Source organism: Mycobacterium sp. MYCO198283, assembly GCF_021213805.1.
Taxonomy (GTDB): Bacteria; Actinomycetota; Actinomycetes; order Mycobacteriales; family Mycobacteriaceae; genus Mycobacterium.
In genome coordinates this window covers 121,057-134,531 of record NZ_JAJQJI010000005.1, presented here as the reverse complement: position 1 = coordinate 134,531, position 13,475 = coordinate 121,057, and the positions used below count along the sequence as shown (strand labels likewise).

Genomic DNA, 13,475 nt, shown 5'->3' with positions numbered 1-13,475 from the left:
CCTCGCACGCCCGCATCCATGCCACCAGATCCGCGGGCGAGCGGTTGCGAAGTCTCGCCGCTCGTCGCGCGCCGGCGCCATCGGACCCACGGCTGGCTACGCTACGCGCGTGACCGCCGCCGGTAGCCGCGATCTGATCCCGTTCCGGCAGGCGCTGAAGGCATGGTTCCTCATCTCGCTGCAGACGTTCGGCGGGCCGGCCGGTCAGATCGCCGTCATGCAGCGCACGCTCGTCGACGAGCACCGCTGGATCGGCCAGCAACGCTTCCTGCACGCGCTGAACTACTGCATGCTGCTGCCCGGCCCCGAAGCGCAACAGCTGGCGATCTACACCGGTTGGCTGCTCAACGGCACCCGCGGCGGGCTGGCGGCGGGCACGCTGTTCGTCCTTCCCGGCATGCTCACCATGCTCGCGCTCTCCGCCGGCTACGTCGCCTTCGGTGACACCACCGCCGTGCTCGCGCTGTTCGCGGGCCTGGCTCCGGCGGTGCTCGCGATCGTCGCGGACGCCGTCGTCAAGGTGGGCCGCCGGGCACTGCACAACACACCGCAGCGGGCCATCGCCGCCGCGGCCTTCCTCACCTTGACGTTCCTGAAGGCGCCGTTTCCCGCCGTCCTCGTCGCCGCCGCGCTGCTGGGCTGGGCGCTCGGCCGGCACGGACCGCGCGCTGACGCAGCAGCAGCAGGCCCCGCGGCACTTGTCACCGACGACGCGCTGCCCGACGAGAAGCCAGCCGCCAGGCGACTCACCACGATCCTGCTCATCGGCGCCGCGCTGTGGGCGGCGCCGCTCGTCGCGGTCGTCGCGCTCTTCGGCACTGCCAGCGTGTTCGCGACGCAGGGCTTTTTCTTCAGCGGGACGGCGCTGGTGACGTTCGGCGGTGCGTACGCGGTGTTGGCGTTCGTCGCGCAGCGCGCGGTCGAGGTCTACCACTGGCTCGCACCGGCGGAGATGGTGCGCGGGCTCGCGCTGGCGGAGACGACGCCCGGCCCGCTGATCATGGTGGTGCAGTTCGTCGCCTTCGTCGGCGCCTACCGCAACCCCGGCCCGCTCAACCCGTGGCTGGCCGCCACACTCGGCGCGCTGCTCACCACCTGGGTGACGTTCGTGCCGTGCTTTCTGTTCGTGTTCCTCGGCGCGCCCTACGTCGAGCGGCTGCGCCACCACGCGGCGCTGTCGGCCGCGCTGACCGGCATCACCGCCGCGGTGGTCGGCGTGATCGGCAACCTCGCGGTCTACCTCGCCCTGCACACGCTGTTCCGCGCGACCGACGAGCGGACCTGGGGTCCGGTGCACCTCGCATGGCCGGACCTCGGCACCTGGAGGCCGCTCGCGGTCGGGATCGCCGCACTGGCTGCGCTGCTGATCGGGCAGTGGTCCGTGCTGCGCACGCTGGCGGTGTGCGCGGCGCTCGGTGCCGCCGCCGCGGTGGCGGGACTGCCGCTCACCTGAGCACGCCACCCGCATCACTCCGCGGTCAGCTGGGGCAGATCACCTCGAGGTCGAAGGGTTTGGGCGGCGTCGTGCGGCCGATGTCGGCCGGATCGATGGCGACCAGGTCGCCCGTGAAGTGGTAGACGCGGCCCTGCCGGTCGACGTCGGCGCGGGCGCCGCGGGCGAAGTCGTCGAGGTAGGTGTAGGTCAGCCCGTCGAGCTCGCCGATCGACAGGAACTCGACGACCGGTGGCTCGACATCGGTCATCATGGCGGTCGCGCTCAGCGGCCCCGACAGCCCGGCGGTGACCACCAGCTTGCCCTCGCTTCGCGCGCACACCACGCCGCCGGGCACCGTCACCGGCTTGCCGTCCAGGGTCAGTTTCGTGGCGCCGGTGCCGACGGGCGGCAGCGGGGTCCGTGGTGCCGCACTGCGGGTCGGTGCCGAGGTACGCGTGGTCGAGGACCCCGACGACCCGGTGCTCGACGACCCGGTCCTCGACGACCCGATCCTCGACGACGTGGTGCTCGACGACGGCGCCGCCGACGGGTCGCGGTCGTCACCGGCGAAGGCAACGATCGCCCCGGCCACCAGCGCCGCGACCAGCAGCACCGCCGCGCTGCCCAACAGCCACGCCGCCCGCGACCGCCGCGGCGGGCCGGACAACTGGTGCGCCGCCACCGGATACGACGGCGGCCCGGCGAACAGCTGCTGACGCAGCGCGGCCGCGAACTCCGAGCAGCTGCGGAACCGGGCGCCCGGATCCTTGGCCAACGCGCGGGTGAGGACGGGGTCGAGGACCGCCAGGTCGGGCCGTATCGGCGCGAGCCGCGGCGGCGGGGCGGTCAGGTGCTGGCTGATGGACACCGCGGGGTTCGAGTGGTCGAACGGCGAGATGCCCGTCAGCAGGAAGTAGGTGGTGCACGCCAGCGAGTACTGGTCGGCGCGTCCGCTCATCGGCGAACCGGTGAGCTGTTCGGGCGCCGCGTAGGCCACCGATCCGACCGCCATGTTGGTGTGCGTCAGGCCGCGGTGGTCTTCCAGCTGGCGCGCGATGCCGAAGTCGGTCAGCAGGATGCGCCGGCCGCGCGGCGTGGGCTCGGTCAGCAGGATGTTCGCCGGTTTGACGTCGCGGTGCAGCAGCCCCCGCTGGTGGGCGTAGTCGAGGGCGTCGGCGACGGCGGCCACGATGTCGACGACCTCGGCCGGCGGCATGCCCCCGGGATAGCGGGCCCGCAGCAGCTCCCGGGCGTCGCTGCCGGCGACGTAGTCCATCGAGATCCACAGCTGGCCGTTGAACTCGCCGCGGTCGTGGATGCCGACGATGTGCGGATGCCACAACCCGGCCGCCAGGTCGGCCTCCCGGTTGAACCGCTCGCGATACTCGGCGTCCCGGGTGAGGTGGGCGGGCAGCACCTTCAGCGCGTCGTGCCGCGGCAGCCGGGGATGGCGCGCCAGATAGACCTCACCCATGCCGCCGGAGCCCAACAGCCGCAGGATCGTGTAGCCGGCAAAGGTTTCGCCGTCGGTCAGCGGCACGCGGAGAAGCCTACCGGCTGGCAGGAAGCCGCTGATCGGCGAAACGGGAACGGCGGCGCCCCCACACCGGGGACGCCGCCGTCGCGCCGGGACGTGTCAGGGACAGGTCACCGAGATCTCGAACGGCTTCTGCTGCATGCCGCTCATCGCGTTCCCCTTGACGTTGTAGGTCTTGTCGTCCACCTCGACCTCGGCGTTGCCGCCCATGACGCCCTGCTGGTACATCAGGTTGCCGCCGCCGAGGGCGCCGAAGACCACCCGGTTGACCGCGGGCGGATCGGCGTTGGTGATCGACACCGTCAGCCCCTGCCCGGTGGCGGCGTCGCCGATGGCGATCTCCTTGTTGCCGCCGACGTCGGTGCACACCACGTTGCCGGCGATCTCCTGCTTCTGGCCGTCGATGATCACCTGCGAGGTGCCCGAACCCGACGAGGTGCCGGCGCCGGCGGCCGTCGACGACGATTCGCCCGACGACGCGCTGGTCGCACTGGACTCGGCGTTGTCACCACCACAACCGGTCAGGGCTGCCGCAAGAATCGCCGTCCCGCTGGCGGCGATTGCTAAGCCACGCTTCACCCGTATCTCCTTTGCCGTTGTGATCCGCCAGGTCGCCGGATCCCCCGAAAGTATCTCGCGACCTGCGGACCCGCGTTCGGCTCTTGGCGACATTGCGCGCTGTCGCCGCTCGGGCGCTGTAGTTGAATACCGGCGTGCCGCCCTTCTTCCGTATCGACGCCGAGTTGCCGGGTTCGCAGGGCCGCACCGGAATCATCTCCACCCCGCACGGCGAGATCCGCACCCCGGCGTTCGTCCCGGTGGGCACCAAGGCGACGGTCAAGGCCGTCCTCCCCGAAGCGGTGAAAGCGCTTGGCGCGCAAGCGGTCCTGACGAACGCCTACCACCTGTACCTGCAGCCGGGCGCCGATATCGTCGACGAGGCGGGCGGCCTCGGCGCGTTCATGAACTGGCCGGGGCCGACCTTCACCGACAGCGGCGGATTCCAGGTGCTGTCGCTGGGCGCCGGGTTCCGGAAGGTGCTGTCGATGGACAGCACGATGGCGCGGGCCGACGACGTCATCGCCGAGGGCAAGGAGCGATTGGCCAAGGTCGACGACGACGGCGTCACCTTCACCTCGCACCTCGACGGCTCGTCGCACCGCTTCACCCCCGAGGTGTCGATGCGCATCCAGCACCAGCTCGGCGCCGACATCATCTTCGCGTTCGACGAACTCACCACGCTGGTGAACACCCGCGGCTACCAGGAGCGTTCGGTGGCGCGCACGCATGCGTGGGCGCAGCGCTGCCTCGACGAGCACCACCGGCTCGCCGCCCTGCGGCCCGACAAGCCGCCGCAGGCGCTGTTCGGCGTGGTGCAGGGCGCGCAGTACGAGGATCTGCGCCGCGCCGCCGGCCGCGGCCTCGCGTCACTCACCGGACCCGACGGGCGCGGCTTCGACGGCTACGGCGTCGGCGGCGCGATGGAGAAGACGCAGCTCGCCGAGATCGTCGGATGGGTGACGTCCGAACTGCCGGCCGACAAGCCGCGGCACCTGCTGGGGATCAGCGAGCCCGACGACCTGTTCGCCGCGGTCGCGGCCGGCGCCGACACCTTCGACTGCGTGTCCCCGTCCCGCGTCGCCCGCAACGCCGCCGTCTACTCCACCGACGGCCGCTACAACATCACCGGCGCCCGGTACCGCCGCGACTGGACGCCGCTGGACCCCGACTGCGACTGCTACACCTGCGCCCACTACACCCGCGCCTACGTGCACCACCTGTTCAAGGCCAAGGAGATGCTGGCCTCGACGCTGTGCACCATCCACAACGAGCGGTTCATCGTCCGGCTCGTCGACGCCATCCGCGCCGCCATCCCGGCGGGCCGCTTCGCCGAGCTGCGCGAGGAGGTTCTCGGCCGCTACTACGGGACGCGGCGCACAATCGGGGGATGACGACCTCGGAGGTGGCGCAATCCCGGGACTTGCTGATGCGCCTGCTGGATCCCGCCAACAGAGCCGACCCGTACCCGCTATATGGCGACATCCGCGCTCGCGGCCCGCTGCACCTGCCCGAGGCGAACCTCACCGTGTTCTCGACGTTCGCGGACTGCGACGCCGTGCTGCGCCATCCGGCGTCGGCCAGCGACGGGATGAAGTCGACGGCGGTGCAGCGCCAGCTCGCGCAGGGCGCGCCGGCGCGGTCTTGGGGTCCGCCGGGGTTCCTGTTCCTCGATCCGCCGGACCACACCCGGTTGCGCCGGCTGGTCAGCAAGGCGTTCGTCCCCAAGGTGGTCAAGGCCCTGGAGCCCGGCATCACCGAGATGGTCGCGTCGCTGCTCGACGCGGTCGAGGAGCGGGGCTCCTTCGAGGTGGTCGCCGACCTCGCCTACCCGCTGCCGGTCGCGGTGATCTGCCGGCTGCTGGGGGTGCCGCTCGACGACGAACCGCTGTTCGGCCGGGCGTCGGCGTTGCTGGCGCAAGCGCTCGACCCGTTCATCACCCTCACCGGCGAGGCCTCCGACGGGGCCGAACAGCGCCTGGAAGCAGGGCGGTGGCTGCGCGACTACCTGCACGGCCTCGTCGACCGGCGCCGCGCCGCGCCGCGCGACGACCTGATCTCGGGGTTGATCGCCGCCGAGGAGGGCGGCGACCAGCTCACCGAGGACGAGATCGTCTCGACGTGCAATCTGCTGCTCATCGCCGGCCACGAGACCACGGTGAACCTGATCGCCAACGCGACGCTGGCCATGGTGCGGGAGCCGTCGCAGTGGCGGGCGCTCGCGGACGACGCCGGCCGGGTGGCCGCGGTGGCCGAGGAGACCATGCGCTACGACCCGCCCGTCCAACTGGTGATGCGCATCGCCGCCGAGGACATGAACATCGGCGGCGCCGACATCCCGAAGGGCGACTCGATGCTGCTGCTAATCGCCGCCGCCCACCGCGATCCGGCCGCCCACGAACGGCCTGACCGCTTCGACCCCGACCGCGAGCACATCCGTCACCTCGGCTTCGGCAAGGGGCCGCACTTCTGCCTCGGCGCCCCGCTGGCGCGGCTCGAGGCGTCGGTCGCGCTGGCGGCGGTCACGAGCCGCTTCCCGACCGCCCGGCTCGCCGGCGACCCGCTGTACAAGCCGAACCTGACGCTGCGCGGGCTCGCCACGCTTCCCGTCGCGCTCTGACGCCTCAGCTGCCGAGGAAATCGAGCAGCACCCGGTTGAACTCGTCGGCGTGGCTGACGTTCAGCCCGTGCGGCGCATCGGCGATCAGCTGCAGCCGGCTGTCGACCACCGCTTCGTGCGTGCGCTTGCCGGACCCTTCGAACGGCACGGTGGCGTCGGCGTCGCCGTGGATCACCAGCGTCGGCACCGTGACGTTCGGCAGGTCGTCGCGGAAGTCGGTGGTGCCGAACGCCGTCATGCACGCCAGCGCTGCCGACTTGTCGGCCTGCTTGCAGAGCGCGAGCGCGTCCTGGCGCTGCTGTTCGGTGACCTTCAGCTCGCCGTTGGCGGAGAAGAAGTCGGTCATGAACTGGTCGTAGAAGCTGTCCTCGTTCTTGGTGAGGCCGGCGGCCAGCTCGGCTGCGGCGGTCTTGGTGAGCGGGCCCTCGGGGTTGTCGGCGGTCTGCAGCAGGTACGGCGGGACGGCGGCGGCGAACACCGCGCTGCGCAGCCGGTCGGCGCCGAACCGGGTGAAGTACCGCGCGACCTCGCCGCCGCCCATGGAGAAGCCGACCACCGTCGCGTCCCGCAGGTCGAGCGCCTCGATGACGGCGTGCAGATCGTCGGTCAGCGTGTCGTAGGTGTAGCCGGTGAGCGGCTTGTCGCTGCGGCCGAAGCCGCGCCGGTCGTAGGTGACCACGCGATAGCCGGCGTCGGCGAGCGCGGGCACCTGCAGCGACCACGATTCGCCCGACAGCGGCCAGCCGTGGATCAGCACCACCGGCCGCCCGGATCCGCCGGTGTCGTCGACGTGGAGGTTGGTGTTGCGAAGGATGCCGTGGTGGGCGGTGATCTCAGCCATGCGTGCCGGGTACCCGCCCGCGCGACGGGTCTACAGCGGATGCAGGATCCGCTGCAGGAACTGCCGCGTGCGGTCGTGTTTCGGGTTGCCGATCACTTCGTCGGGCGTCCCGCGCTCCAGGATGAGGCCCTGGTCGGTGAACAGCACCTGGTCGGAGACCTGGCGAGCGAACTGGATCTCGTGGGTGACGACGACGAGTGTCCAGCCCTGCGTCGCGAGATCCCGGATGACGCCCAGCACCTCACCGACGAGCTCGGGGTCCAGCGCCGACGTCGGTTCGTCGAACAGCACGACCTTGGGGCGCAGCGCGAGCGCGCGGGCGATGCCGACGCGCTGCTGCTGACCGCCCGACAGCTGGAACGGGTAGCTGTCCCGCTTGTCGGCCAGCCCGACCTGGTCCAACAGCTCCAGCGCCTCGGCTTCGGCCTGCTCCTTGGGACGCTTCTGCACGACGACCGGTCCTTCGGTGACGTTCTGCAGCACCGTCTTGTGCGGGAACAGGTTGTGCGACTGGAAGACGAAGCCGCTCTGCGCGCGGTACCGGCGCACCAGGTCCTTGTCGGGCCGGCCCTTCCCGAAGTCGATCTCGACGTCGCCGACCCTGATGACGCCGCGGTCCGGCACGTCGAGGGCGTTGAGGGCGCGCAGCAGCGTCGTCTTGCCGGATCCCGACGGCCCGATGATCGCCGTCGCCGTTCCCTGCCCGACGGTGAACGACACGCCCTTGAGGACCAGGTTCTCCCCGAAGGACCTGTGGACGTCGCGGGCCACCACGCAATCGCTCATCGGGCCACGTACCTTTCCAGCCGGTGCTCGAACCGGCTCTGCCCGAAGGACAGCACCAGGCAGATGATCCAGTAGTACAGCGCCGCGGTGCCGTACAGCGCGAAGAACTCGAAGGTGGGCGCCGCGACGTTCTGTGCGGTGCGGAACAGCTCGGTCACCAGGATGGTGGAGGCGAGCGAGGTGTCTTTCACCAGCGAGATGAGCGTGTTGGACAGCGGCGGCACCGCCACCCGGGTCGCCTGCGGCAACACGATGCGCCGCAGCGCCGTCAGGTAGGTCATGCCGATGGTCTCGGCGGCCTCCCACTGGCCCTTCGGGATGCTCTGGATGGCCGAGCGGATGATCTCCGCCGCGTAGCCGCCGACGTTGAGGCTGAACGCGATCACCGCCGCGGGGAACGGGTCGATGCGCACGCCGATCTGGGGCAGCGCGAAGAACACGATGAACAGCTGCACCAGCAGCGGGGTGCCGCGGATGATCGAGATGTAGAACCGCGCCACGCCCGCCGCGACGAGGTTCGCCGACAGCCGCGCCAGCGCCACCACGAGCGCGATCACCAGCCCGATGGCGAAGCTGATGACGGTCAGCGGGATGGTCATGGTCAGCGCGGCCCGGGCGAGCGGCCACAGGTTGTCGGCCACCAGCTCCCAGGTGCTCGGCGGCTCGGCCCGTGACAGGTCGGTGTCGAGGTAGCGGTTCGAGATCTCGGTCAGCGTGCCGTCGGCGCGGAGCTGGCCCAGCGCGGCGTTCAGCTCCGGCAGGTAGCCACTGTCCTTGCGCGCCGCGAACGCCTGCTCACTGCGTTCTCCGCCGATGTCGGTCACCTTGATCGGCGCGCCGGGGTTCTCCGCCCGGTAGGCGATCAGCGTCAGGCTGTCGTTCACCACCGCGTCGACGCGCCCGTCGCGCAGCGCGCTGATCGCCTGGGAGAAGCCGTCCACGGAGACCACCTGCGCACCGGCGTCGCGCGCGACCTGCGCCCAGTTGCTGGTGGGGTTCTGCGCGGACCGCTTGCCCTTGAGGTCGGCGAGCGAGGTGATGGACCGGTCGTCCGCCCGGGTGACCAACACCCCCTGGGCCACCGAATACGGTTCGGAGAGGTCGTATTTCGCCGTGCGCTCGGGCGTGATCGTCACCTCGTTGGCGACGATGTCGAAGCGGCCCGCCTCCAGCGCCGCGAACATCGAATCCCAGGACGTCTCGACGAATTCCACCCGGACACCGAGCTTGTCGCCGACCGCGCGGGCGACGTCGACGTCGTATCCGGCGAGCTGCCCGCCCTGGGTCGGATCGTGGAAGGAGTACGGCGGATAGACGCCTTCGGTGCCGACCCGCAGCACGCCGGCCGCCTTGATCGGGTCGTCGCCGGTGGTTGCGGAGCGGCCGCAGCTCGCGGCACCCAGGACGATCACCGCGACGAGTGCGACGGCGATCGCGGCGCGCCGGAGGTTTCGCAGCATCGGCGCAACCTACCCGCCCGGCCGCGGGTGAGACAGCCTTCCGCTCAGTCCGGTTGGTAGATCCACGGTTCGCACGGCAGCCGGGCGGGGTCGAACCCGGCGAGCATGCCGGGGAGGTCGGTCGACGGGTAGCCGAGCGACGAGGCGATGAGGCTCAGCGCCCGCTCGACCCCGAGCTCGGCGAGCGTCACGGCGCCGTCGCGCTTGGCGAGCCGCTTGCCGTCGGCGCCGAGGACCAGCGGCACATGGGCGTAGTCCGGCGCCGGATGGCCGAGGACGGCGCACAGGTAGGCCTGCCGCGGCGACGACGGGAGCAGGTCGTCGCCGCGCACCACCTGGTCGACGCCCGACGCGGCGTCATCGACCACCACCGCCAGGTTGTAGGCGGGCACGCCGTCGCCGCGGCGGACGACGAAGTCGTCGACCAGCCCCGTATAGGTGCCGTGCAGCGCGTCCGTCACCGGGAACGAGTAGGTGTCGCTGCGCAGCCGCAGCGCGGGCGGGCGGCCGGTCTCGGTGCGTCGTCGCCGGCGTGCGGTGTCGCTCAGGGTGCGGCAGGTGCCCGGATAGGCGCCCTCGGGTGCGTGCGGCGCCCGCGGCGCCTGCTGGATGTCCTTGCGGCTGCAATAGCACTCGTAGAGCAGCCCGCGGGCCGCGAGCCCCTCCACCACGGCGTCGTAGCGGTCGGCGTGCGACGACTGCCACTGCGGCGGCTCGTCACCGACGACGCCGATGGCGGCGAGGTCGGCCAGTTGGCGGTGTCCGATGGGGGCGAAGGTGCGGTCGTCGAGATCCTCGACGCGGATGAGGAACCGGCGGCCGGTGGACCGCGCGAACAGCCACGCCAGCACCGCGGTGCGCAGGTTCCCGATGTGCAGATCGGCCGACGGGCTCGGCGCGAACCGGCCGGCGCCGCGCACTGCGGGAACGCTCACCGGCTCCAGTCTGCTGCATCGCCGCGGCGCTCGGTCAGACTGAGGAGGTGCCCGGACTGCCGCCGCAACACGAAGAGTTCGCGAGGGCCGCGCTGCCCGCGTACGGCCGCCCCGAGGACGCGCCGCTGGAACTGCTGAGCCTGTCGGAGAACGCCACCTACCTGGTCGGGCGGGATGCGGATCCGCTGGTGCTGCGGCTGCACCGGCCCGGCTACCACTCGCTGGCCGCCATCCGCTCCGAGCTGTGCTGGATGGCGGCGCTGCGGCGCGAGACCGCCGTCGTCACGCCGGAGCTGGTGCCGGCCCGCGACGGCAGCGACGTCGTCACCGTGATGCTCGGCGAGCGGGAGCTGCACGTCGACGCGTACACCTTCATCCCCGGCTGCACCGCCGAGGAGCAGCCCAACGGCGTCGGGTTCGACGAGCTGGGGCGGCTCACGGCCGCGATGCACGATCACGCCGATACCTGGTGTCCGCCCGCGTCGTTCACGCGGTTCCGCTGGGACGTCGACGCCACGCTGGGCCCGCGGGCCCGGTGGGGCAACTGGCGGCGGGCGCCGGGGCTGACCGCGGCGGACAGCGCGGTCATCGAACGGGCCGCCACCGAGGTGGCCCGGCGGCTCACCGACTTCGGGTTCGGCGCCGACCGGTTCGGGCTGGTGCACGCCGACCTGCGGCTGGCGAACCTGATGATCGATCCGTCGACGCCCGGATCGCCGATCACCGTCATCGACTTCGACGACTGCGGGTGGTCGTGGCAGCTGGCGGACCTTGGGGCGGTCGTGTCGTTCATCGAGGACACCCCGGCGGCCGAGTCGATGATCGCGGAGTGGCTGCACGGCTACCGCGAGGTGCGCCGACTGCCCGACGAGCACCTGGCGATGGTGCCGACGTTCGTGATGCTGCGCCGGCTGACGCTCACCGCGTGGGTCGCCTCGCACGCCGACGCCGACCACGCGCTGGCGGTCGCCGACGGGTTCGCGGCCGGCACCGCAGGGCTGGCGCGCCGCTACCTGCACGACCGCGCGTGGTTGCGGGACGCCGTCTACGCCGGGGTGTGACCGGCGGGCCGCAAGCCCGGCAGCACGTCGTCCAGCCGGAAGGTCACCGGGTGCTCGAGCTGCCCGTAGGTGCACGACCGCGGATCACGGTCGGGGCGCCAGCGGTTGAACTGCGCGGTGTGGCGGAAGCGGGCGCCCGCCATGTGGTCGTAGCGCACCTCCACCACCCGCTCGGGGCGCAGCGGCACGAACGACAGGTCCTTGCCGGCGTTCCACCGCGAGCCGCCGCCGTACCGGCGGGCGAGCTCCGGGTCGGCGGCGGCCTGCGCGGCCCAGTTCCACGGATGGTTCGCCACGTCGGTGACGAGTTGCTGCAGCTCGGTGAACAGCTGCCGGCGCACGGCCATCGGGAACGCGCCGATCACGCCCACCGACGCCAGCTCGCCGTCGTCGGTGTAGAGGCCGAGCAGCAGCGACCCGATCGCGTCGTTGCCGGATTTGTGCAGCCGGTAGCCGGCGACGACACAATCGGCGGTCCGTTCGTGCTTGACCTTCGCCATCACCCGCTTGTCGGGTTGATACGTCAGGTCGGGCGCTTTGGCGATGATGCCGTCCAGCCCGGCGCCCTCGAAGGCGTCGAACCACCGGCGCGCGACGTCGACGTCGGTGGTCAGCGGCGTCAGGTGGATCGAGCGGCCGGGGGCGGGCAGGACGTCTTCCAGCGCGGCGCGGCGCTGCGTGAACGGGCGGCCGGTGTAGTCGTCGTCGCCGAGCGCGAGCAGGTCGAACACGATGAACGACGCCGGGGTCGCCCCGGCGAGCAGGGCGATGCGGCTCGCCGCCGGATGGATGCGCAGCTGCAGCGCCTCGAAGTCCAGGCCGGCGTCGGTGGCGACGACGATCTCGCCGTCGACGACGCACCGCGGCGGCAGCTCGGCCCGCGCGGCCTCGACCAGCTCCGGGAAGTAGCGGGTGAGCGGACGTTCGTTGCGGCTGCCGAATACGACATCGTCGCCGTCGCGGAAGCAGATCGAGCGGAACCCGTCCCATTTCGGCTCGTAGCAGGCGCCGGGCGGAAAGCCGCGCACCGGCTTGGCCAGCATCGGCGCCACCGGCGGCAGCACGGGCAGCCGCATCAGTCTGGGCTGTCCGCGGCGCTCTCGGCTGCTGGTTCGGTGCGCTGGTCGATTTGTTCGCCGAGGTAGCGGAAGATCACCGCGCCCATCGCGACCGCGGGCACCGCGAGGAACGCACCGACGATCCCGAACAGCGAGCCGCCGGCGGTGACGCCGAGCAGCACCAGCACCGGGTGCAGCTTCATGGTGCGGCTCTGCAGCAGCGGCTGCAGCACGTTGCCCTCGAGCTGCTGCACCACCACGATGATGCCCAGCACGATGAGCGCGGTGGAGAAGCCGTTCGCGACCAGCGCGACGAGCACCGCGAGCGCACCGGCGACGAACGCGCCGACGAACGGCACGAACGCGCCGAGGAACGTGATGACCGCCAGCACGGGGGCCAGCGGCACCCCGAGGATCAGCAGCCCGGCCCCGATGAACACCGCGTCGATGAGCGCCACCGCGGCCTGCGCCCGGATGAACCCGCCGAGGCTCTGCCACATCCGGCCCAGCACGGTCTCCAGATGGCGGCCGGCGCGCCGGCCCGTGATCCCGGTGAGCCAGGGCAGGAACCGGCGGCCGTCCTTGAGGAAGAAGAACGTCAACACGACGCTGAGCAGCAGCGTCACCACGATCGAGCCGACGGTGCTGACGCCGGTGACGACGCTGGTCGCGATCGCCGAGGAGCGTTCCCGCAGGGTGTTGACGAAGGTGTCGACGAAGCGGTCGAGCTGGTCCTGCTGCAGGTTGAGCGGCGGGCCTTCGATCCACTGCTGCAGCCGGCCGATGCCCTGGGTCGCCTGGTCGACCAGCTGGGGCAGTTGATCGAGCACCGGCGGCACGATGAGCGCGAAGATGCCGGTGGTGACCGCGACGAACGCCAGCAGTGTCGTCGTGGCCGCGGCGGCCGGCGGCAGCCCGGCGCGGTCCATCAGCACCCGGGTCGGCGGCCACAGCACGGTGCACAGCACGACGGCGAGCAGCACCGGCAGCGCGATCACCCACAGCTTGGCGAAGATCCAGCCGATGACCACCGCTCCCGCCGCGATCGCGACGACGATCAGCGACCACTTCGCCAGCCATCGACCGCCCGCGCCGATCACCGCGCCGCGGTCGCGCGTCGTCGCACTGTCGGGAAGGGCTTCGCTCACCAGGGGCCGTCCTGCGATCCGTCGTCACCGGCGGCG

Annotated in this window: 12 protein-coding genes; 4 read left to right on the top strand and 8 right to left on the bottom strand. The window is 71.6% G+C overall.

Features of this window, described 5'->3' with window-relative positions:
* Positions 1 to 109: 109 nt before the first annotated feature.
* Positions 110 to 1,453: a chromate efflux transporter gene (gene chrA / locus LV457_RS11515; protein ID WP_232171243.1), complete on the top strand. Its 1,344-nt coding sequence runs from the start codon at positions 110 to 112 to the stop codon at positions 1,451 to 1,453.
* Positions 1,454 to 1,478: 25 nt separating this feature from the next.
* Here the strand turns inward: chrA and LV457_RS11510 are convergent, their stop codons facing one another.
* Both LV457_RS11510 and LV457_RS11505 read right to left on the bottom strand, forming a co-directional pair.
* The gene (locus LV457_RS11510) at positions 1,479 to 2,975 is read right to left on the bottom strand and encodes a protein kinase (protein WP_232171241.1); all 1,497 of its coding nucleotides are present in this window, start codon (positions 2,973 to 2,975) and stop codon (positions 1,479 to 1,481) included.
* A 96-nt stretch (positions 2,976 to 3,071) separates the two neighbouring features.
* On the bottom strand, positions 3,072 to 3,551 hold the full coding sequence (locus tag LV457_RS11505) for a lipoprotein LpqH (RefSeq protein WP_232171240.1): 480 nt from the start codon (positions 3,549 to 3,551) through the stop codon (positions 3,072 to 3,074).
* Positions 3,552 to 3,685: 134 nt separating this feature from the next.
* Between LV457_RS11505 and tgt the strand changes: the two genes are divergently transcribed.
* Positions 3,686 to 4,924 carry a tRNA guanosine(34) transglycosylase Tgt gene (tgt, locus tag LV457_RS11500; protein WP_232171239.1) on the top strand — a complete coding sequence of 413 codons (1,239 nt, stop codon included), beginning with the start codon at positions 3,686 to 3,688 and terminating at the stop codon, positions 4,922 to 4,924.
* Complete coding sequence (locus LV457_RS11495; protein WP_232171238.1) at positions 4,921 to 6,150, top strand: cytochrome P450; 1,230 nt, start codon at positions 4,921 to 4,923, stop codon at positions 6,148 to 6,150. Before tgt ends, LV457_RS11495 begins: the two co-directional genes overlap by 4 nt.
* Positions 6,151 to 6,154: 4 nt before the next feature.
* Here LV457_RS11495 and LV457_RS11490 read toward each other — a convergent pair whose 3' ends face one another.
* The 4 genes from LV457_RS11490 to gluQRS are packed head-to-tail and all read right to left on the bottom strand — an operon-like array spanning position 6,155 to position 10,172.
* Positions 6,155 to 6,991 carry an alpha/beta fold hydrolase gene (locus LV457_RS11490; protein WP_232171236.1) on the bottom strand — a complete coding sequence of 279 codons (837 nt, stop codon included), beginning with the start codon at positions 6,989 to 6,991 and terminating at the stop codon, positions 6,155 to 6,157.
* A 30-nt stretch (positions 6,992 to 7,021) separates the two neighbouring features.
* On the bottom strand, positions 7,022 to 7,777 hold the full coding sequence (locus LV457_RS11485) for an amino acid ABC transporter ATP-binding protein (protein ID WP_232171234.1): 756 nt from the start codon (positions 7,775 to 7,777) through the stop codon (positions 7,022 to 7,024).
* Positions 7,774 to 9,237 carry an ABC transporter permease subunit gene (locus tag LV457_RS11480; RefSeq protein WP_232171232.1) on the bottom strand — a complete coding sequence of 488 codons (1,464 nt, stop codon included), beginning with the start codon at positions 9,235 to 9,237 and terminating at the stop codon, positions 7,774 to 7,776. Before LV457_RS11480 ends, LV457_RS11485 begins: the two co-directional genes overlap by 4 nt.
* Positions 9,238 to 9,281: 44 nt before the next feature.
* Positions 9,282 to 10,172: a tRNA glutamyl-Q(34) synthetase GluQRS gene (gene gluQRS, locus LV457_RS11475; RefSeq protein ID WP_232171230.1), complete on the bottom strand. Its 891-nt coding sequence runs from the start codon at positions 10,170 to 10,172 to the stop codon at positions 9,282 to 9,284.
* Between the two features lie 47 nt (positions 10,173 to 10,219).
* On the opposite strand from gluQRS, the gene LV457_RS11470 reads away from it, so the two are divergent.
* The gene (locus LV457_RS11470) at positions 10,220 to 11,233 is read left to right on the top strand and encodes a phosphotransferase (RefSeq protein ID WP_232171228.1); all 1,014 of its coding nucleotides are present in this window, start codon (positions 10,220 to 10,222) and stop codon (positions 11,231 to 11,233) included.
* Here LV457_RS11470 and LV457_RS11465 read toward each other — a convergent pair.
* Both LV457_RS11465 and LV457_RS11460 read right to left on the bottom strand, forming a co-directional pair.
* Entirely contained in the window at positions 11,218 to 12,309 is a 1,092-nt protein-coding gene (locus LV457_RS11465; protein WP_232171227.1) for an ATP-dependent DNA ligase, read from the bottom strand. The genes LV457_RS11470 and LV457_RS11465 overlap by 16 nt on opposite strands.
* Positions 12,309 to 13,442: an AI-2E family transporter gene (locus tag LV457_RS11460; protein ID WP_374198830.1), complete on the bottom strand. Its 1,134-nt coding sequence runs from the start codon at positions 13,440 to 13,442 to the stop codon at positions 12,309 to 12,311. Before LV457_RS11460 ends, LV457_RS11465 begins: the two co-directional genes overlap by 1 nt.
* Between the last annotated feature and the right edge of the window lie 33 nt (positions 13,443 to 13,475).